The organism is Streptomyces sp. NPDC007917 (assembly GCF_042959105.1).
In the GTDB taxonomy this organism is placed as follows: domain Bacteria; phylum Actinomycetota; class Actinomycetes; order Streptomycetales; family Streptomycetaceae; genus Streptomyces.
Genome location: NZ_JBIBKK010000009.1, coordinates 62,353 through 80,763, shown reverse-complemented (window position 1 = coordinate 80,763; position 18,411 = coordinate 62,353). Strand labels below are relative to the sequence as shown.

19 protein-coding genes are annotated in these 18,411 nt (G+C 71.7%); 7 read left to right on the top strand and 12 right to left on the bottom strand.

Annotation, left to right across the window (positions count from 1 at the left end; all coding sequences use genetic code 11):
- Nucleotides 1-41: 41 nt before the first annotated feature.
- A complete protein-coding gene (locus ACFZDL_RS19680) occupies nt 42-755 on the bottom strand; it encodes a hemolysin III family protein (RefSeq protein WP_353587550.1) in 714 nt (237 codons plus the stop codon).
- 271 nt (nt 756-1,026) lie between these two features.
- On the opposite strand from ACFZDL_RS19680, the gene ACFZDL_RS19675 reads away from it, so the two are divergent.
- The gene (locus ACFZDL_RS19675; RefSeq protein ID WP_353587548.1) at nt 1,027-2,856 is read left to right on the top strand and encodes a phosphoenolpyruvate carboxykinase (GTP); all 1,830 of its coding nucleotides are present in this window, start codon (nt 1,027-1,029) and stop codon (nt 2,854-2,856) included.
- Between the two features lie 87 nt (nt 2,857-2,943).
- Here the strand turns inward: ACFZDL_RS19675 and ACFZDL_RS19670 are convergent, their stop codons facing one another.
- Complete coding sequence (locus ACFZDL_RS19670) at nt 2,944-3,657, bottom strand: hypothetical protein (RefSeq protein WP_353587546.1); 714 nt, start codon at nt 3,655-3,657, stop codon at nt 2,944-2,946.
- 349 nt (nt 3,658-4,006) lie between these two features.
- Between ACFZDL_RS19670 and ACFZDL_RS19665 the strand changes: the two genes are divergently transcribed.
- Nucleotides 4,007-4,630 (top strand): SMI1/KNR4 family protein, encoded by a 624-nt coding sequence (locus tag ACFZDL_RS19665; RefSeq protein ID WP_353587544.1) that lies wholly within the window; start codon nt 4,007-4,009, stop codon nt 4,628-4,630.
- On the opposite strand, the gene ACFZDL_RS19660 is transcribed toward ACFZDL_RS19665, so the two are convergent.
- Nucleotides 4,617-5,138, bottom strand: a complete 522-nt coding sequence (locus ACFZDL_RS19660; protein WP_353587542.1) for a GNAT family N-acetyltransferase — start codon at nt 5,136-5,138, stop codon at nt 4,617-4,619. The two genes, ACFZDL_RS19665 and ACFZDL_RS19660, sit on opposite strands and share 14 nt — an antisense overlap.
- A gap of 72 nt (nt 5,139-5,210) precedes the next feature.
- Nucleotides 5,211-6,095 carry an NAD(P)-dependent oxidoreductase gene (locus ACFZDL_RS19655; protein ID WP_353587540.1) on the bottom strand — a complete coding sequence of 295 codons (885 nt, stop codon included), beginning with the start codon at nt 6,093-6,095 and terminating at the stop codon, nt 5,211-5,213.
- A 127-nt stretch (nt 6,096-6,222) separates the two neighbouring features.
- Between ACFZDL_RS19655 and ACFZDL_RS19650 the strand changes: the two genes are divergently transcribed.
- Nucleotides 6,223-7,248 (top strand): helix-turn-helix domain-containing protein, encoded by a 1,026-nt coding sequence (locus ACFZDL_RS19650; protein WP_353587538.1) that lies wholly within the window; start codon nt 6,223-6,225, stop codon nt 7,246-7,248.
- A gap of 7 nt (nt 7,249-7,255) precedes the next feature.
- On the opposite strand, the gene ACFZDL_RS19645 is transcribed toward ACFZDL_RS19650, so the two are convergent.
- Nucleotides 7,256-8,335 (bottom strand): alkene reductase, encoded by a 1,080-nt coding sequence (locus ACFZDL_RS19645; protein ID WP_353587537.1) that lies wholly within the window; start codon nt 8,333-8,335, stop codon nt 7,256-7,258.
- 133 nt (nt 8,336-8,468) lie between these two features.
- On the opposite strand from ACFZDL_RS19645, the gene ACFZDL_RS19640 reads away from it, so the two are divergent.
- A complete protein-coding gene (locus ACFZDL_RS19640; protein WP_353587535.1) occupies nt 8,469-8,846 on the top strand; it encodes a MerR family transcriptional regulator in 378 nt (125 codons plus the stop codon).
- A gap of 86 nt (nt 8,847-8,932) precedes the next feature.
- Here ACFZDL_RS19640 and ACFZDL_RS19635 read toward each other — a convergent pair whose 3' ends face one another.
- Together ACFZDL_RS19635 and ACFZDL_RS19630 are read right to left on the bottom strand one after the other, a co-directional pair.
- Complete coding sequence (locus ACFZDL_RS19635; protein WP_353587533.1) at nt 8,933-9,445, bottom strand: O-acetyl-ADP-ribose deacetylase; 513 nt, start codon at nt 9,443-9,445, stop codon at nt 8,933-8,935.
- 63 nt (nt 9,446-9,508) lie between these two features.
- On the bottom strand, nt 9,509-10,945 hold the full coding sequence (locus ACFZDL_RS19630) for an amidase (protein WP_353587529.1): 1,437 nt from the start codon (nt 10,943-10,945) through the stop codon (nt 9,509-9,511).
- A gap of 102 nt (nt 10,946-11,047) precedes the next feature.
- Here ACFZDL_RS19630 and ACFZDL_RS19625 point away from each other — a divergent pair, with 102 nt between their 5' ends.
- Nucleotides 11,048-11,695, top strand: a complete 648-nt coding sequence (locus tag ACFZDL_RS19625; RefSeq protein WP_353587527.1) for a TetR/AcrR family transcriptional regulator — start codon at nt 11,048-11,050, stop codon at nt 11,693-11,695.
- Between the two features lie 13 nt (nt 11,696-11,708).
- On the opposite strand, the gene ACFZDL_RS19620 is transcribed toward ACFZDL_RS19625, so the two are convergent.
- From ACFZDL_RS19620 to ACFZDL_RS19605, 4 genes are all read right to left on the bottom strand, one after another.
- Nucleotides 11,709-12,200 (bottom strand): nuclear transport factor 2 family protein, encoded by a 492-nt coding sequence (locus ACFZDL_RS19620; RefSeq protein ID WP_353587525.1) that lies wholly within the window; start codon nt 12,198-12,200, stop codon nt 11,709-11,711.
- 152 nt (nt 12,201-12,352) lie between these two features.
- The gene (locus ACFZDL_RS19615) at nt 12,353-13,441 is read right to left on the bottom strand and encodes a serine hydrolase (RefSeq protein ID WP_353587523.1); all 1,089 of its coding nucleotides are present in this window, start codon (nt 13,439-13,441) and stop codon (nt 12,353-12,355) included.
- 109 nt (nt 13,442-13,550) lie between these two features.
- A complete protein-coding gene (locus tag ACFZDL_RS19610) occupies nt 13,551-14,204 on the bottom strand; it encodes a class I SAM-dependent methyltransferase (protein ID WP_353587521.1) in 654 nt (217 codons plus the stop codon).
- Nucleotides 14,205-14,294: 90 nt separating this feature from the next.
- Nucleotides 14,295-14,705: a hypothetical protein gene (locus ACFZDL_RS19605; RefSeq protein ID WP_353587519.1), complete on the bottom strand. Its 411-nt coding sequence runs from the start codon at nt 14,703-14,705 to the stop codon at nt 14,295-14,297.
- Between the two features lie 85 nt (nt 14,706-14,790).
- On the opposite strand from ACFZDL_RS19605, the gene ACFZDL_RS19600 reads away from it, so the two are divergent.
- Complete coding sequence (locus ACFZDL_RS19600; protein ID WP_353587517.1) at nt 14,791-15,285, top strand: GNAT family N-acetyltransferase; 495 nt, start codon at nt 14,791-14,793, stop codon at nt 15,283-15,285.
- 51 nt (nt 15,286-15,336) lie between these two features.
- On the opposite strand, the gene ACFZDL_RS19595 is transcribed toward ACFZDL_RS19600, so the two are convergent.
- Nucleotides 15,337-16,548: a pyridoxal phosphate-dependent aminotransferase gene (locus ACFZDL_RS19595; protein ID WP_353587516.1), complete on the bottom strand. Its 1,212-nt coding sequence runs from the start codon at nt 16,546-16,548 to the stop codon at nt 15,337-15,339.
- 242 nt (nt 16,549-16,790) lie between these two features.
- On the opposite strand from ACFZDL_RS19595, the gene ACFZDL_RS19590 reads away from it, so the two are divergent.
- Nucleotides 16,791-18,407, top strand: a complete 1,617-nt coding sequence (locus tag ACFZDL_RS19590) for an ABC transporter substrate-binding protein (protein WP_353587514.1) — start codon at nt 16,791-16,793, stop codon at nt 18,405-18,407.
- Nucleotides 18,408-18,411: the final 4 nt, after the last annotated feature.

The following is an 18,411-nucleotide window of genomic DNA, read 5'->3' as shown; positions in this document are numbered from 1 at the left end:
CAAAAGATGTGGGCTGTCAATCGACAGCGTCTGCGGAAGGGTCAGGCGTGCTGATAGGCCACCAGGGAAATGCCCACGTAGTGGACGACGAAGGCGGCCAGGGTGAGGGAGTGGAACACCTCGTGGAAGCCGAACCAGCGCGGTGAGGGGTTGGGGCGCTTGGTGCCGTAGACCACCGCGCCCACGCTGTAGAGCAGCCCGCCGACGACGATGAGCGTCATCACGGCGATACCGCCGGTGCGCAGGAAGTCGGGCAGGAAGAACACCGCCGCCCAGCCCAGGGCGATATAGCAGGGGGTGTAGAGCCAGCGCGGGGCGCCGACCCAGAAGACCCGGAAGGTGATCCCGGCGAGCGCCCCCGCCCACACCAGCCACAGCAGCAACTCCTGCTTGCCGTCAGGCAGAAGCAGCAGCGTGAAGGGTGTATAGGTGCCCGCGATGATCAGGAAGATATTGGCGTGGTCAAGCCGGCGCAGCACGGCCGTGGCGCGCGGGCCCCAGTCGCCCCGGTGGTAAAGGGCGCTCACGCCGAACAGCGCGCAGGCGGTGAGGGTGTAGATACCGCAGGCCAGCCGTCCGCGCGGGCTGTCCGCGAGGGCGGTGAGGACCACGCCGGCGATGAGCGCGGCGGGGAACATGCCAGCGTGCAGCCACCCTCGGAGCCGTGGCTTGAGCGGGACAGGCGGAGCTGCTGGGGGCCCTGTCGTGGTGTCAACCGGAGCGTCAACGGCGGGATCGGGCGCGGCGGCAGTCATGGCGCACATGGTACCTACGCAACCGTAGGTTACCCCCCTGTTTCGAGTGGTGATGGTCACCCTGCGCCCACTGGACAGATTGGCCGAGCCGTCGGATGATCAAATGAGCGCGGTCGGCACCGGATGAGCTGAGCATCCGGGTCGCAGCCCCCAAGGGGTAGCTGTCTCCATAACCTCCAGAAAGCCAAAATGCGGGTATGAGTGCACATATCCGCCCAAACCCTCAATCAGTGACGCCGGACCGGAGTGGTCCCGGCGGGATGGAGCGATCGTGGCGCCCAGCAATGTGGCTTCCTCAACCACCGCAGCCCCGACCAGCCACCAGGAGCTGATCTCCTGGGTCGGCGAGATAGCCGAGCTCACCCAGCCCGACCGGGTGGTGTGGTGCGACGGCTCGGAGGCGGAGTACGAGCGCCTGTGCGGGGAGCTCGTGGACAAGGGAACCTTCCGGCGACTCGACCCGATCAAGCGGCCGAACTCGTACTACGCGGCCTCCGACCCCACGGACGTGGCGCGCGTCGAGGACCGCACCTTCATATGTTCCGAGCGCGAACAGGACGCGGGCCCGACCAACCACTGGAAACACCCGGACGAGATGCGGGAGATCTTCGCCGGGGAGCAGGGCATCTTCCGGGGTTCGATGCGCGGCCGGACCATGTACGTGGTGCCGTTCTGCATGGGCCCGCTCGGCTCGCCGCTGTCCGCGATCGGCGTCGAGATCACCGACTCCGCGTACGTCGCCGTCTCCATGCGCACCATGACCCGCATGGGCCAGGACGTCCTCGACGTCCTCGGTGACCAGGGCTTCTTCGTCAAGGCCGTGCACACCCTCGGCGCCCCGCTGGAGCCCGGCCAGGCCGACGTCCCCTGGCCGTGCAACTCCACCAAGTACATCTCCCACTTCCCCGAGAGCCGGGAGATCTGGTCGTACGGCTCCGGCTACGGCGGCAACGCGCTGCTCGGCAAGAAGTGCTACGCCCTGCGCATCGCCTCCGTCATGGCCCGCGACGAGGGCTGGCTCGCCGAGCACATGCTGATCCTCAAGCTCACCCCGCCGCGCGGTGAGGCCAAGTACGTCGCGGCAGCCTTCCCCAGTGCCTGCGGCAAGACCAACCTGGCCATGCTGGAGCCGACCATCCACGGCTGGACGGTCGAGACCATCGGCGACGACATCGCCTGGATGCGCTTCGGCGAGGACGGCCGGCTCTACGCGATCAACCCCGAGGCCGGCTTCTTCGGCGTCGCGCCCGGCACCGGTGAGCACACCAACGCCAACGCCATGAAGACCCTGTGGGGCAACTCGGTCTTCACCAACGTCGCGCTCACCGACGACGGCGACGTGTGGTGGGAGGGCATGACCGAGGACGAGCCCGCGCACCTCACCGACTGGAAGGGCAACGACTGGACCCCCGAGTCCGGCGTCCCCGCCGCCCACCCCAACGCCCGCTTCACCGTGCCCGCCGGGCAGTGCCCGATCATCGCGCCCGAGTGGGAGGACCCCAAGGGCGTGCCGATCTCGGCGATCCTCTTCGGCGGCCGGCGCGCCAGCGCGGTGCCGCTGGTCACCGAGTCCTTCGACTGGCAGCACGGCGTCTTCCTCGGCGCCAACGTGGCCAGCGAGAAGACCGCCGCGGCCGAGGGCAAGGTCGGCGAGCTGCGCCGCGACCCGTTCGCCATGCTGCCGTTCTGCGGCTACAACATGGGCGACTACATGGCCCACTGGGTGAAGATCGGCAAGACCGCCGACCCGGCCAAGCTGCCGAAGATCTACTACGTGAACTGGTTCCGCAAGGACGCCGACGGCCGCTTCGTGTGGCCGGGCTTCGGCGAGAACAGCCGCGTGCTCAAGTGGATCGTCGACCGCCTCGACGGCAAGGCCGAGGGTGTGGAGACCCCGATCGGCGTGCTGCCGACCCGTGAGGCGCTGGACACCGACGGCCTGGACATCGCCGACGCCGACCTCGATCTGCTGCTGACCGTCGACAAGGAGGTGTGGCGCGAGGAGGCCGCGCTGGTCCCCGACCACCTGCGCACCTTCGGCGACCACACCCCGCAGGAGATGTGGGACGAGCACCGCGCGCTCGTCGAGCGCCTGGGCTGAGCGGCAGCCCCGAGCGACAGCTCCGCCGCGCTGAACCAGGCCGGGGCCCCGCACATCGGTGCGGGGCCCCGGCTCGTTGTGTGCGCCTCAGGCGCCGTTGGACACCAGCTTCCTGATGCCACGCAGATCAGCAGCCGTGAACTTGCCGCCGTTGCTGTTCAGATAGCCGCCGTTCGGCGAGGCCATGACGGGCCTGGTCTCGTTCGGGCTGAACTTGGACGGATCCGGGTGGTCCAGACCCATCATGTGGCCCAGCTCATGGGTGACCGCGTTGGTGGTCATCGCATGAGCCTTGGTCTTGTTCGAGCCGAACCAGCTGTTCTCCTTGCCCGTGCTGGTCCAGTACTCGGTGTCCATCTCGACATATCCGCCCCAGGCGGAATGGTTCCTGGTGTTGTAGCAGGGAAGGGCGTGCGACATGCCCTTCTTCTCCATCGGCCGGTACTTCAGCAGGAACATGATGTGGTTCTGGGGCCCGGCGCAGTACTTCTTGTTCTGGTAGTTCGTCCCGCCCTCGACCGTGGTGGACAGCACGAACTTGATGCCCGCGTTCTTCACCTCCGGCATGGCGTTGAGCTGCTGGACCGAAACCTTCAGATACGGAGTGAGCCAGGTCCGCGACTTCTGCGTCACGAAGGAGAGCGTGTACGTGCTGTTGTGCTGCAGATTCGTGATGTAGTACGGCGAACCGGACTCCAGCTTCCAGCCCGTGCCCTCATTCGCGGCGCTCGCGGTCGAAGCCGTGGCGAAGACCGTCGCGAGGGCGGCGGCCAGGGCGATTCCGCCGATTCTCTTCTTCATGTGGTGCTCCCCGTTGTACCGAGGCCCGCCGTACACGCCGGGCCGATCGGATCCTAACGACCCACCGATCGCCCGCCGCCGGTCAGGCCTGGTTGTTGCGCCCCCGCTCCTGGGGCGGGGTCGGCAGCACCAGTGCTCACTCATGCTCGCGAAAGCGAAGTCACGTGCGGTACGTGTCCCGCGACGACGGCGACAGCCACACCGCCGATCACGGTGAACTGCTGATCGCAGTCCGAAACGGGAATCGGTCATTCTGGAAGAGGAGTTGGCGCTGCGGCGAGCGCCTCGACGCCCCCGCCCAGCCCCCTGACCAGGGCCGCTGTCGGACCGGTGTGTCACCCTGTGCACCATGACCGGCCACCCGACCGACACCCCGCCCCACGGTCCCACCGACGACCCGACCGGCGACCTGATCGGCACGCAGACCCCGGCCCGCCGCCTCACCGAGCCGGGCGAGGCGATCGCCGCGCTGGAGCGCGCCGTGCCCGGTCTGGCGGCTCACCGCCGGCCGGAGCCCGCCGTGATCGACTGGGCGGTGCTGGAGGAGGGTCTGGGCACCGCGCTGCCCGCCGACTACAAGCGCCTGGCCGAGTGCTATCCCGACTTCATCCTCGGCGACTTCCTCCTTCCCAACCTCCCCAGGCCCGGGAAGGAGCGGCACCTGCTCGACGGCATCCGCGAGACGCTGACCGAGGACCTCGTGGACTGGGTGGAACACGACATGACAGCCGGTCTGCGCCCCTACCCGGCGCCGGGCGGGCTGCTGCCGTGGGGGGATTCCAACCAGGGCGACATGTTCCTGTGGACCACGACAGGCGACGGCCCCAGGGAATGGCTGGTCACCGTCGCCTCCCACAACGGTGAGTGGTGGCACTACGCGGGCGGCGCCGTCCAGTTCCTCGCGGAGCTGTGCGACGGCACGCTCGAACCCTGGGCGCTGCCCCGGGTCGGCCTCGACGTCATCCCGTTGTGACTGCTATGCCGTCGAGCCGCCTGCGGAAGCACACACGGGCCTGTCCCAGGCCGTCGTAGTCGCTGTGCACGGGCACCCCGTCGACCTCGCGGTCGCCCGCTTCCAGCTCGAACCCCATGGCCCGGTGAAACGCGATGGACCCGGTGTTCCCCGGAGAGGTGATCGCCCGCACCTCCGTCCGGCCCGCCCCGGCGGCCTGCCGGAAGAAGGCCTCGTAGAGCCCGCGGGCCACACCCTGCCCGCGCAGCCGGGGGTCCACCCCCACGAAGTGGATATACGCCTCATGGTCGTTGTCGCCGGAGTGGAAGCCGACCAGGAACGCCTCGATGGCCCCCGCCTCGTCCTCCCGCACCAGGCTGGTGCCCGAGAAGAACTGCAGGAACAGCTTGGGCAGCAGCAACGACAACTCCCGGGCCTGCTCGGGGGTGCGGGAGTCACCCCACCACGTCTGCACGCACCTCACGATCGCGGGGTGGTCGGACACGCGGGCCTGGCGCGGCTCTGGCATTTCCTGTCTCCTTCGGGACGCGACACGTCCGATACACCACGACAGGGTGTCAAACGGGCCGTCGCCCGCCGCTCACCGGTCGTCCGCCGGCTTCCTCAGGACCTCGATCACCCCCGCGAAGCTGTCCGAGCCGTGGCCCGCGGCCCTGGCCCGTTCCATGGTGGACCTCAGCAGCTCAGGCAGCGCGTTGTCGACGCCCCGGGACGCGGCCGCGTGGAGCAGGTGCTCGATGGCCGCGATCTGTACGTCGATGGTCGCGTCGTCGCCCGGGTAGCGGCCGGCGTCCACCTGCGGCGCGTAGGTGGTGAGGAAACCGGCCACGGCGGTGAGCCAGCGGACCGCGACCGGGGTGAAGGCCGTGGCCGGCGTCTTCTCCGCGCCGACCAGCGCGGTGCCGTGCAGCCAGCCGGCCATGGTGGACCACATCAGGCCGAGCAGGGCGGCGTCGTAGAGGGAGGCCAGGCCGGGGTCGTCGGACAGGTACAGGGGGTCGCCCAGGGCCGCCAGGGTCGGCCGGTGGGCCTCGAAGACGGCGTGCGGGCCGCTGTAGAGGAACATCATCTCGGGGCTGCCGACGCCGGGCGGGGTGGTCATGATCGCGCCGTCGAGGTAGTCGGCGCCACGGGACCGGGCCCACCCGGCCATCTCCTGGGCCTGCTCCGGCGAGCCGGAGGTGAGATTGACCAGGACCTTGCCCGCGAGGGTGTCGGCGTCGGGGTCGAGGACGGTGTGCAGCGCCTCGTGGTCCAGTACGCAGGCGAGCACGAGCGGGCTCGCCGTGATCGCCTCCCGGGGCGTCGCGGCCTGGCGGGCTCCCCGGTCGGCCAGCGGCCGGGCCTTGTCCGCCGAGCGGTTCCACACGGTGGTCGGGTGGCCGCGGTCCAGCAGCGCGGCGGCCAGCGCCGAACCCATCGAGCCCAGTCCGATGACCGTGACGGCCTGGTGGTCAGCGTTCAATTCACAACTCCTTGTCCGTCCGCACACAGCGGTTGATCACTCACCTCCCACGCTCGCAGCGCACGGCGGCCGCGGACAGTGACACCGATGACGGCCATCACCAAATTCCTGCCATACGCTGCGAGGCATGAGCGCTGGTTCCGTGGCCGTGGTCGTGACCGAGGAGATCGGGATCCCCTCCTGGGATCTGTACGAACTGAGCATCCCCATCACCGTCTTCGGCAAGGCGCAGTCCGACCTGGCCGACCCCTGGTACGCCCTGATGCTGTGTGGCACGGGGGCGGACGAGCGGCCCGAAGACGCCGCCGCCGGTGCCGGGCTCGTGCTGCGGACCAGCCACGGCCTCGACGACCTCGTCCGGGCCGGCACGGTCATCGTGCCCTCGGTGCCCGACCCCTGCGTCGAGGAGGGCAGGCCGTTGCCGGAGGAGCTGATCCGGGCCCTGCGCCGGGCCTACGACGCGGGCGCCCGCATGGTCTCCCTGTGCACCGGCGCCTTCGCGCTCGCCGAGGCCGGGCTGCTCGACGGGCGGCGCGCCACGGCCCACTGGCTGCACACCGCCCAACTCGCCGAGCGCTACCCGAAGGTGCGGGTCGACGACTCGGTGCTGTACGTGGACGACGGCGACGTGCTCACCAGCGCGGGCCTGACCGCCGGGCTCGACCTGTGCCTCCATCTGGTACGCCGCGACCTCGGCGCCCAGGTCGCGAACCAGCTGGCCCGCCGCATGGTGGTGCCCGCCCACCGGCCCGGCGGCCAGGCCCAGTTCATCGACCTGTCCGTGCCCGTGACCGACGACGACGCGCTGGTCCCCGTACTCGACTGGGCCCGGTCCCACCTCGACCGTCCGCTCACCGTACGGGACCTGGCGCGGCGGGCCGCGATGAGCCCCCGCACCTTCTACCGGCGGCTCCAGGAGGCCACGGGGACGACCCCGTTGCAGTGGCTGCTCACCCAGCGCCTCGGGCGGGCCCAGGCCCTGCTGGAGTCGACCGACCTCCCCGTCGAGAAGGTCGGCGAACTCAGCGGCCTGGGCACGGCCAACAACCTCCGCCACCACTTCCTCCGGCACATCGGGGTGTCGCCGAGCGAGTACCGGCGGGCCTTTCCCCGGACCGTTCCCGGCACCGGGACCGGGACTGGGTCTGGCTAGTTCGGCGTCAGGCCGTGTGCTGATACGCCGAGTAGGTCAGATAACCCGCGTCCCCGCCCTGGTAGTACGTGGCCTCGTCGGCCGGGGCGATCGGGAGCCCGGTGCGCAGCCGCTCGACCAGGTCGGGGTTGGCGATGAAGGCGCGCCCGAAGCTGATGAGGTCGGCCCCAAGACCGAGCCAGTGGTCGGCCTCGGTCCGCCCGGTCTGCTTCGGGCCCATCGGAAGCACCGGGTTCATGATCAGGGTATTCGGCCACGTACGGCGCAGGCCCACCAACACCTCCTCGTCGACGGTGGCTTCGAGATGCACGTACGCCACCTCAAGGCGGGCCAGCTCGGTCAGCAGCGCGGTGTAGAGCTCTGGAACATCGGCTTCCGCCACGCCCCAGAACGTCCCGCCCGGGGAGAGCCGGATACCGGTCCTGGCCGCGCCGACGGCCTCGACGGTCGCCGACGCCGCCTCGACTGCGAACCGGATCCGGCCCGCGATCGAGCCTCCGTAGCGGTCCGTGCGCAGATTGGCGTTCGACGAGAGGAACTGCGAGATCAGATAGCCATTGGCGCCGTGCAGCTCGACACCGTCGAAGCCGGCGTCGATGGCACGGCGGGCGGCCTGCGCGTACGACTGGGCGTGCTCGGGCACCTCGGCGGCTTCCAGGGCGCGCGGCGTCGGCGCGGGCTGGGGCCCGGTCGGGGTGAACACCTCGCCGACGGCGGCGACGGCCGACGGCCCGACCGGGCGCATACCGGTGGTGTCCGGATGCGAGACCCGCCCGCCGTGCATCAGCTGGGCGAAGATCCGGCCGCCGTTGGCGTGCACGGCGGCGGTCACCGGGCGCCACGCGGCGACCTGCGCGTCGGTGTGCAGCCCCGGTGTGCCCGGATTGGACTGCCCGATCAGACTCGGCTGCGCGCCTTCGGTCACGATCAGCCCGGCGGTGGCCCGCTGCGCGTAGTACGTCGCCATCGACGGCGTCGCCAGACCGCCGTCGGCGGCCCGGACCCGCGACATCGGGGCCATCACCACCCGGTTGGGCAGCGTCAGGCCGCCGAGCCGATAGCTGTCGAACAGAGTCGTCGTCGTCACGTCGGCTTTCCTCCGCGATCCGCGGCGCCCGCTTCTCGGGCGCTCGGCGGTTACGCTAAAACCTCACATGGATGTCAGAGGCAAGGCTTTGTGTCGCGGGTCACAGTCAGCGGGTCACAGCCGGGAGGACGACATGCGCATCGGGGAGCTCGCCGCACGAGCCGGGGTCAGCGTCAGATCCCTGCGCTATTACGAGGAGCAGGGGCTGCTCGCCAGTACCCGCAGCGCCAGCGGGCAGCGGCACTACACGGACGACGACGTCGAACGGGTCAGGTTCATCCAGCGGCTGTATGCCGCGGGGCTGTCCAGCCGCACCATCGTCGAACTGCTGCCGTGCGTCGACGCGCCCAGCGAGGAGAATTCCGACGCCGCGCTGGAGCGGATGGCACAGGAGCACGACCGGCTCTCCCGCCACATCGACGACCTCATCCACACCCGGGACGCCCTCGAAGGGCTGATGGCCGCGAACCGCGCGCATCGCGAGACTCTGCGGGCAACGGCGGCCTGCTGACCGCGGTTTGCTGACCGCGGTTTGCTGACCGCGGTTTGCTGACCGCGGTCTGCTGACCGCGGCCTGCCGATCGTCCCGACCGCGCCCTACCCCGCGTGCGCGGCGAACGCCGCATACGCGCGCTCGTCGAAGAGGACGAACCTGACCTCCTCGACCGCGGTGTCCGCCGCCCGCACCGTCTCGACGGCGATACGGGCGGCGTCCTCCATCGGCCACCGGTAGACGCCGGTCGAGATGGCGGGGAACGCGACCGTACGGGCGCCGAGTTCGTCGGCGACCCGCAGCGACTCGCGGTAGCAGGACGCGAGGAGCTCCGAGCGGTCCTCGGTGGCGGACCACACGGGCCCCACGGTGTGGATGACCCACTCGGGGTGCAGCCGCCCCGCGGTGGTGGCCACGGCCTGCCCGGTCGGCAGCCCCTTGCCGTAGTGGGAGGCCCGCAGCGCCCGGCACGCCTCCAGGATCTCGGGGCCGCCCCGGCGGTGGATGGCGCCGTCGACGCCTCCGCCGCCGAGGAGGGAGGAGTTCGCGGCGTTGACGATGGCGTCCACGTGCTGGTCGGTGATGTCGCCGCGGACGAGGGCGATGGTGGTGCTCATGGCCCCATTGTGGAGCGTCGGCAGCCGGTCCTCCGGCAACGCCGCCGCGGCCGTCGCCTGCCGCTACCGTGGGGCGGCGGGGGCTTCGGGGCGCGGGTCGACGGGGGTGAGCACTCCGAGGCGGTCCTCGATGTCCTGGGCGGCGGCCAGACACAGGTCCTCCCGGAACGCGCGCCCGACGATCTGCACCCCGGACGGCAGCCCCTCGGCCAGTCCGGTCGGTACGGCCACCCCGGGCACGCCCACGAAGCTGGTCACCGAACACAGGCGCATGCCCGCCCCGACCCGTTGGCGCCCTGCCCTGTCGCGTGACTCCAGACCCGGCTCGACGGGCGGCTCGGTGAACACCGGCCCCAGCAGCAGCGGGTACTCGTCGAGGAACTCCGCCCAGGAGCGGCGGATGCCGAGCCAGGTGCCCATCAGCTTGATGAGCTCGTCGGCGGTCGCGGGCGGGGTCTGCTCCATGGTCATCTCGATGTAGCGGTCTCCGCCTTCGCCGAGCAGCTCCCGCACGGCCGGCCAGGTGGGGGCGAACTCGGTCACGGTGAGCCGGTGGTAGGCCTCCAGCGCCTCGTCCAGCCTCGGCACGTCCGCCACCTCCCGCACGTCGTACCCGGCGTCCCGCAGCGCGTCGGCCGCGGTCTCGACGGCCCCGCGCACCGTGGGGTGGACGCCGTGGCCGCCGGGGTCGGCGACGACCGCGACCTTCACCGGCCCCGGCAGCCGCTCGCCGTACAGCGGTACGGGCACGGCCCGCGGGTCCCGCGGATCGGTCCCGGCCAGCGCCTCGTACGCCAGCCGCAGATCGGCGACGCGGCGGGCCAGGGGCCCGTCGGTGACCAGCAGCTGGGAGGCGGGGCCGGGGTCGTCCCGGCCGAGGACGCGGTGGTCGGCGGGGAACCGCCCGGCGGTCGGCTTCAGCCCCGCCACCCCGCAGAACGAGGCCGGGATCCGTACCGACCCGCCGGAGTCGTTGCCGAGGCCGAGTGCGGCCATGCCGGTGGCGACGGCCACCCCGTCGCCGCCGCTGCTGCCTCCCGGGGTCCGGGCCGGGTCCCACGGGTTGACGGTGTCGCCGAACAACTCGCTGCGGGTGTGCATCCCGGCCAGGACCAGGGTGGGCATGTTGCTGTGCCCGATCGGTATGGCCCCCGCCGCACGCAGCCGTGCCACCGGGGGCGCGTCGGCCGGCGCCACCAAGTCGCGGAAGCGCGGGGACCCGAGCGTGGTCGGTACGCCCTCGACGGCGGTGGTCTCCTTCACGGTGAACGGCACACCGGCCAGCGGGCCCGACGCCTCGCCCGCGGCCCGCCGTCGGTCGGTGCGCGCCGCGGCCTCCCGGGCGCGCCCGGCCAGCAGCTGGGTGACCGCGTTCATCCGCGGGTTGACCTCGGCGATGCGGTCCAGGTGACTGTCGACCAGTTCCACGGCCGAGATGTCTCCGTCGCGAACCGCCGCCGCCTGGGCGGCGGCTGACATCTTCCACAGGGCGTTCTGCACGGCCCCTGTCCTTCCCGTTCACGTTCCGATGCGCTTGCATCGGAACCGTAGCCTAGGATCGATGCAAGCGCATCGGGAAAGGCGACGAGGGGGAGACCGGGCATGCCACGGCAAGTGGACCACGAGGGCCGACGCCGCCGGATCGCCGAGGCCATCTGCCTCATCGCCGACGAACGCGGGCTGGAGGGCGTGACGCTGCGCGATGTCGCCGCCGTCGCGCAGGTCTCCATGGGGGCTGTTCAGCGCTGCTTCCGCAGCAAGGACGAGATGCTCCTGTTCGCCGTCGGCCACATCGGCGAGCGGATCACCGAACGCGTGCGGGCCCGGCCGGGCAGCGGCCCGGACCGGTCGCCCGCCACGGCCCTGGGCCACGCGGCCACCGAGGTCGCCCTGCTCCGCGAGGAACACCGCGCGGAGGCCCGGGTCTGGCTCGCCTTCGTCGCCCAGGCCGCCGTCAGCGAGCCGCTCGCCGAGACCCTGAGGGTCAGCTACGCGGCCCTGCAGGACCTCTTCGCCCGCCTCATCACAGAGGCCACGGAGGCCACAGCGGCCACAGAGGCCACGGAGGGTGCGGCCGCGCCGCCCGAACCACGGCGCGAGGCGCGGGCCCTGCTCGCCCTCGCGGACGGCCTCACCAGCCACGTACTCATCGGCCACCTCACCCCCGAGGAGGCCGATGAGATCCTGCGCACGCATCTGGCCGGTCTCTGGGAGCGCCTTGGCGCCACGACGCGGCCCGGCACCGCGTGATCAGGCGAGCGGACTACGGCCGGGCGGGCGGGCCGACGCGCTCCGTGGGCCCGCCGAACGGGAGGAAGGTCGTACGGGTGGCAAGGAGCCAGACGCCGTTCTCCTTGCGGAAGGTGTCCTCGTAGTGCCCCACATTGGCGGGCAGTCGGGGCGGCAGCATGCCGCCGGTGTAGCCGTCGACGCGGTAGGTCGCGAAGTAGGACGTGGCGGTGGCCGTCGTCGGGGAATCGACGGTGACCAGGACGTTCGTACACATCCGCCGCGACAGCCGGTCCGCCGGCCGCGACCCGAAGTAGTCCCGCAGCGCCCCTTGCCCCTCGATCCGTCGGGCGCCCTGCGGCCACTCCCACACCCCGTCGGGCGTGAAGAGCTCCGCCACGGTGGCGGGGTCACCGAGGTCGAGACGGCGGAGGAATTCGACGATCAGCCGCTCGCAGGCGCGCTCGGCGAGCAGATGGGCCAGGGGGCCCAGGGCATGGGGGCCGGTCGGGGCTTCGTTGGGCATCTCCATTTCCTAGCAGCGCCGCAGGCTGTATGACGACGGGTTTTCCGGGGCACGCGACCGCATGACCACCGTTGAAGATCCCCACGGCAGGGGCGTTACGCCACGAGGGGCCCGCCGTACGCGGCACAGCGCGCACGGCGGTGAGGCGCGTCTCATACGGCGGGCGGGCCCGGTGCGACGGCCCGCGACACCGCGGCGAGCAGCGTCTCGACCTCGGCGCCCCAGCGGGAGCTGATGACCAGGTGGCGGGACGGATCGACCCACAGCAGGTGGCCGCCGCCGTTGCCGCGGGCGCAGCGCCCGGTGGCGGGGGCGGCCGGCCATACGGTGCGGTGGTCGTTGAGCCACCAGGACAGGCCGTAGTTGGGCTTGTGCCGGCACGGGGTCCACATCTGCTCGATCCAGCGGGCGGAGACGACCTGCCTGTGGCCCCACCGTCCGCCGCGCAGACACAGGTGCCCGATGCGGGCCAGGTCGAGCGCGCTGATCCACAGGCCCCCGCCCCAGTGGGCGCCCCCGGAGACCACCGGCACGCGGACGCCGTCGATGTCCGTGAAGGAATGGGCGTAGCCGTGCCAGGACCAGGACGACGAGGCGCCGATGGGGGCCATGACGCGGTCCCGCAGAACGTCCGGCAGCGCCCGGCGGAACAGGGCGGTGAGCGCCAGAGCGGTCAGGTTCACGCGGACGTCGTTGTACGCCCAGCCCTCACCGGGCGGCCCGCCGGGCGACTCGGTGCCCTCCCGGGTGCTCTGCGCGTCCACCGATGTCGGTTTGGACCACAGCTCGCCCTCCCACTGGCTCGTCTGGTCCAGCAGATGGCGCCAGGTGATGCCCCGCCCGTGGGCGTCGGCGAACTGCGGCAGCCCGACGCGGACGGCGACCGGCTCGTCGAGGATCAGCATCCCGTCGTCGTGGGCGACGCCGGCCACCAGCGCCAGCACGCTCTTCGTCGCGCTGTACGCCATCTCCACGCGCGTCGGGTCCCCCCAGGACCCGACCACCGCCCCGCGCCGGACGACGACCCCGCTCGCGCCGCCGCCGTCCAGCAGCGGGCCGATGACCTCCCGGTGCGAGTCGTCGGCCACTTGGGCGGCGAGATACGACGCCATGTCCTCGACGCCGGGCACGGGCCGCCCGGCCTGCTCCCGGACCGCCCGCGCCACGGCCTCCGCGTCCACGCCCTCCCAGGGATCCCCGGCGCCGACCGCCTCGTCCAGGCCCGCAAGTGCCTTGTCCATTCCCGACCTTCGCCCCTCCCGCGACCGCCGTGCGCGGTCGACCCGCTGATGAGAATCCTCTCCCCGCGGTTTCCCGGTGCCGGAGCCGCTGACCCCGCGGCTTCCCGTCTCAGACGCGGGCGATCAGCGCGTACCGTTCATCGCTCACCGGCCCGCCCCACAGCTCGCCGTCGCCGCCGAGGTCCCAGGCGCGCACCTCGGTCACCAGGGGGCGGACGGCGGCTGTCAGGTCTTCGGCGGTGATCCCCTGGTGCCAGGGCAGGGTTCCGGCGCCGGCCACGTACGGCACGCCGCTCTGCCCGGACTCGCGCCACCGTCCCTCGACCAGGACGAGGGTGCCGCCGGGGCGCAGCCGCGCGGTCCACTGGCGCAGGGCCGCGTGCGGGTCGGGCAGGGTCCACAGCAGGTGGCGGCAGAGCAGCGCGTCGAAGCGGTCTTCGCCGGTGGGCGGCTTGGCGGCGTCCCCGACGAGGAAGGTGCCGGTGAAACCGGCGGCGGTGAGCTTGGCGTGGGCCTGCTCGACCATGCGGGGTGAGAGGTCCACGCCGGTGACCTGGTGCCCGGCCTCCGCCAGCAGGTGCGCGAGCGAGCCGGTGCCGCAGCCCACGTCCAGGACGCGGGACGGGGCGGGTGGCATCCAGCGATCCAGGAGGCGGGCCCACGCCTGGCGGGTGTTCTTGGCCCGCAGGCCGTGATCGGGCTCGTCGTCGAAGTCGGCCGCGGCGGCGTCCCAGTAGGCGGCGATGGCAGCAGTATCCGTCATGGCCCGATCGTGTCAGCCGCCACTGACAACGCCAGGAAACGCGGGGCCGTAATACGACGTCACGGCACCGCGCGGCGCCCGGGTACGTGCTCAGCCGCTGATGCCGAGGGCCGCCGCGTGGCTCTCCAGGCGCTCGGCGGCCAGGGTGGTGGCGGAGGCGTCGTCGCGGGAGGTGGCGACGACCAGGGCGCGGCCGGCCAGGGTGTGGGCGCGCTGGTGGAGGGCGGTGATGCGGGCCGGGGTGGTGGTGGTCGTGGTGGGGGCGGCGCGGAAGGGGGAGCGGCCGTCGCGGAGGCGGGTGATCTGGTCGGTGAGGCGCTGGGCGGCGGTGTCGAGGGCGGGGGCGGGGGTGAGGGCGCGCAGCTCGTCCGTCACGGTCAGCAGCGCGGTGAGGTGACCCGCCAGCTGGATGTCCAGCTCCTCCTCGCGGGAGCGGTGGGGGAAGTCGAGCCTGGGCTCGGCCATGGTGTGGACCGACTTGGTGCGGATCGGCTCGTACATGGATGGCCTCCAAGGGATCTCAGGAGGCCATCCTAACTTAGACTCTGTCTAAAGTTGAGCTCCTGCTAAGGGTAGGATCCGCCGTGTGATCGAACTGCGGGTGCTGACACCGGACGACTGGGCCATCTGGCGGCAGCTGCGGCTCGCCGCGCTCGCGGACGCGCCGTACGCGTTCGGGTCCCGGCTCGCGGACTGGCAGGGCGACGGCGACCGCGAGGAGCGGTGGCGCGCCCGGCTGGAGATCCCCGGCTCGCACCACCTCGTGGCCGTGCTCGACGGGCAGTCGGTCGGGATGGTCAGCGGGGTGCCCGGCCCGCGTGACGGCGTCGTCGAGATCATCTCCATGTGGGTCGGCCCCGCCGCGCGCGGGCACGGGGTGGCCGAGCGGCTGGTGGGGGCCGTGGAGGAGTGGGCCCTGCGGGCGGGGGCCGGGGTGCTGCGGCTCGATGTCGCGCCGGGCAATGAGCGCGCGATCGCCTTCTACCAGCGGATCGGGCTGGCGGACACCGGAGAGGAAGGCGACCTGCTGCCCAGTGGGGAGCGGAGGATCGTCATGGAGAAGGCGCTCCGGGCCCGCTGAGCGGCGCGGCCGGGACCATGGGCGCGCGGGCCCGCGCGCGGGTGCCACGCGTCAGGGCTGGCTGTAGCCGTCGAGGAACTTGCCGATCCGCGTCACCGCGTCCGCCAGGTCCTTCTTCCCCGGCAGCGTCACGATCCGGAAGTGATCCGGCTCCGGCCAGTTGAAGCCCGTGCCGTGCACGATCATGATCTTCTCGGAGCGCAGCAGGTCGAGGACCATCTGCCGGTCGTCCTTGATCTTGTAGACCGTGGGGTCGAGCCGGGGGAACGCGTACAGCGCGCCCTTGGGCTTGACGCAGGTCACGCCCGGGATCTGGGTCAGCAGGTCATACGCCGTGTCGCGCTGCTCGAGCAGCCGGCCGCCGGGCAGCACCAGGTCCTTGATGGACTGGCGGCCGCCGAGGGCTGCGGCCACCGCGTGCTGGGCGGGCATGTTGGCGCACAGCCGCATGTTGGCCAGGATGGTCAGGCCCTCGAGATAGCTGGCGGCGTGGGCCTTGGGGCCGCAGACCGCGAGCCAGCCGCTGCGGTAGCCCGCGACGCGGTAGGCCTTGGAGAGCCCGTTGAAGGTCAGGGTGAGCAGGTCGGGGGCGATGGCCGCGGTGGGGGTGTGGGTCACGCCGTCGTAGAGGATCTTGTCGTAGATCTCGTCGGAGCAGACGACCAGGTTGTGGCGGCGGGCGAGCTCGGTGAGGCCGCGCAGCATCTCCTCGTCGTAGACCGCGCCCGTCGGGTTGTTCGGGTTGATGATCACCAGGGCCTTGGTGCGGTCGGTGACCTTGCGCTCGATGTCGTCGAGGTCGGGCATCCAGTCCGACTGCTCGTCGCAGCGGTAGTGCACGGCGGTGCCGCCGGAGAGCGAGACCGCGGCGGTCCACAGGGGGTAGTCGGGGGAGGGGACCAGGACCTCGTCCCCGTCGTCGAGCAGGCCCTGCATCGCCATCTGGATCAGCTCGGAGACGCCGTTGCCCAGGTACACGTCCTCGACGTCCAGGTCGATGCCCTTGGTCTGGTAGTGCTGCATCACCGCGCGCCGGGCGGACAGCAGCCCCTTGGCGTCGCCGTATCCGTGTGCCCCGCCGAGGTTGCGGAGCATGTCCTCCAGGATCTCCGGCGGGCACTCGAAGCCGAAGGTCGCGGGGTTGCCGGTGTTGAGCTTGAGGATGCGGTGACCGGCAGCCTCCAGCCGCATCGCCTCCTCGAGCACCGGACCCCGGATCTCGTAGCAGACGCCTGAGAGCTTCGTGGACTGGATCACCTGCATGTCGGCCACCTTACGGCGGTGTAACCGGGACCGCTCGGTGTTCTTCGCCACGTCGACGGCGTAAGGCGGTGCAAGGGGGCGTCCTTGGGCGGATGGGACGGCCGCGCGCGCCGGGTAACGAGTCTGTTTCCCGGGGTGATTTCCGTGCCCGAAGGGTTGGCCCGGACGGGACGGCTGGCTATCGTTCACGCACTTCAACGAATCGTTCCGCTGAACGAATAGCGGAGAAGGGTGGCCGGCCCATGTCCGACACCTCACCCCGGCACGCCCCGGGGGCGGCCGGGATACCCCGCCGGTCACTGCTCGCGGGCGCGGCGGCGAGCGGCGCCGCGCTCGGCGCGTCCTGGCTGCTCAGCGGCTGCTCGGGCGCGGCCTCCGCGTCCCCGTCCGACGCCCTGCCCACCGCCGGACCGACCGGCCGCCCCGACCGCGGCGGCACCCTGCGCATCGCCCGGCCGCCCGCCTCCGACGCCGAGACCCTGGACCCGGCGAGCTCCCTGTCCGCGTACGAATACCTGGGCGCCCTCTACAACCGGCTGGTGCGGATCGGCCCCGACGGCGCCCTCGCCCCCGACCTCGCCGAGTCCTGGGAGCCCGACGACAGGGCCCGCACCTGGACGTTCCGGCTGCGCCGCGGCGTCACCTTCCACGACGGCCGCGCCTTCACCTCCGCCGACGCCGCCTACACCCTGCGCCACATCCTCGACCCCAAGACCGCCTCCCCCCAGGCCGGCGTGCTGGCCCCGCTGGTCGACCCCAAGCGGCTGCGCACCCCCGACGCCCACACCCTCGTCGTCCCCCTGAAGGCCCCGAACGCCGAGTTCCCGAGCCTGCTGACCAACTACAACTGCTACGTCGTCCCCGACGGCAGCGCCGCCTCCATCGGCCGCACCGGCATCGGCACCGGCCCCTTCAAGCTGGTCTCCTTCACCGCCGCCGGGCCCGGCCGGATCACCGCCTACACGGACCACTGGGCCGGCCGCCCCGTCCTGGACGCGATCGACTTCTACTCCGTCGCCGACATGCAGGCCCGCTCCAACGCCCTGCTCGCCGGCCAGGTCGATCTGCTCTCCCAGACCAACCTGGACTTCGCCACCGCCCGGGTCGTCGCCAACTCCTCCCGCGCCACCGTGGCCCGGGCGAAGAACGCCCAGTGGTACGTGCTGCCGATGCTCACCACCGACAAGCCCTTCACGGACGTACGGGTGCGGCAGGCGATGAAGCTCGCCTACGACCCCGAGCACGTCCTGAAGGTCGCCCTCCAGGGCGCGGGCACCGCCGGCTGGGACAACCCCGTGCCGCCCAGCGACCCCGGCCATCTCGCCGGCCACCCGGCCCACGACCCCGAAAAGGCCCGCCACCTGCTCAAACGGGCGGGCCACGACCGGCTCGCGGTCGACCTCTACACCTCCTCCTACGACCCGATCTTCACGCCAATGGCCCTCGCCTACCAGGAGTCCGCGGCGCGGGCCGGCATCCGGATCCGGGTGAAGACGGCCGCCGCCGACTCGTACTACACCCAGATCTGGATGAAGAAGCCGCTCATGGCCACCTACTGGTACACCGGCCGCCCCATCGACCAGCTCCTCAACCAGGTCTTCCGGAGCGGCTCCTCGTACAACGAGACCGCCTGGGCCGACAAGGACTTCGACGCCCTGCTGGACCGGGCCCGCGGCGAGACCGACGACGGGCGGCGCCGCGAGCTCTACCAGCAGGCGCAGGCCGCGGTGATCGAGCGCGGCGGGGCGATCACCCCGATGTTCGCCGACCGGCTCGTCGGCATCTCCCGCAAGGTGCGCGGCTACGCGGAGCACGGCTTCGAGTTCGACTACCTCGGCATCGGGCTGAAGGGGGCGTGAGGGG

Excerpts from the sequence above, each read along its gene's own strand:
- ACFZDL_RS19680 (WP_353587550.1), bottom strand. The coding sequence starts at position 755 with ATGACTGCCGCCGCGCCCGATCCCGCCGTTGACGCTCCGGTTGACACC.
- ACFZDL_RS19665 (WP_353587544.1), top strand. The coding sequence starts at position 4,007 with ATGACCGGCCACCCGACCGACACCCCGCCCCACGGTCCCACCGACGAC.
- ACFZDL_RS19625 (WP_353587527.1), top strand. The coding sequence starts at position 11,048 with ATGCCACGGCAAGTGGACCACGAGGGCCGACGCCGCCGGATCGCCGAG.
- ACFZDL_RS19620 (WP_353587525.1), bottom strand. The coding sequence starts at position 12,200 with ATGCCCAACGAAGCCCCGACCGGCCCCCATGCCCTGGGCCCCCTGGCC.
- ACFZDL_RS19635 (WP_353587533.1), bottom strand. The coding sequence starts at position 9,445 with ATGAGCACCACCATCGCCCTCGTCCGCGGCGACATCACCGACCAGCAC.
- ACFZDL_RS19650 (WP_353587538.1), top strand. The coding sequence starts at position 6,223 with ATGAGCGCTGGTTCCGTGGCCGTGGTCGTGACCGAGGAGATCGGGATC.
- ACFZDL_RS19590 (WP_353587514.1), top strand. The coding sequence starts at position 16,791 with ATGTCCGACACCTCACCCCGGCACGCCCCGGGGGCGGCCGGGATACCC.
- ACFZDL_RS19595 (WP_353587516.1), bottom strand. The coding sequence starts at position 16,548 with ATGCAGGTGATCCAGTCCACGAAGCTCTCAGGCGTCTGCTACGAGATC.
- ACFZDL_RS19640 (WP_353587535.1), top strand. The coding sequence starts at position 8,469 with ATGCGCATCGGGGAGCTCGCCGCACGAGCCGGGGTCAGCGTCAGATCC.
- ACFZDL_RS19610 (WP_353587521.1), bottom strand. The coding sequence starts at position 14,204 with ATGACGGATACTGCTGCCATCGCCGCCTACTGGGACGCCGCCGCGGCC.
- ACFZDL_RS19670 (WP_353587546.1), bottom strand. The coding sequence starts at position 3,657 with ATGAAGAAGAGAATCGGCGGAATCGCCCTGGCCGCCGCCCTCGCGACG.
- ACFZDL_RS19660 (WP_353587542.1), bottom strand. The coding sequence starts at position 5,138 with ATGCCAGAGCCGCGCCAGGCCCGCGTGTCCGACCACCCCGCGATCGTG.
- ACFZDL_RS19605 (WP_353587519.1), bottom strand. The coding sequence starts at position 14,705 with ATGTACGAGCCGATCCGCACCAAGTCGGTCCACACCATGGCCGAGCCC.
- ACFZDL_RS19615 (WP_353587523.1), bottom strand. The coding sequence starts at position 13,441 with ATGGACAAGGCACTTGCGGGCCTGGACGAGGCGGTCGGCGCCGGGGAT.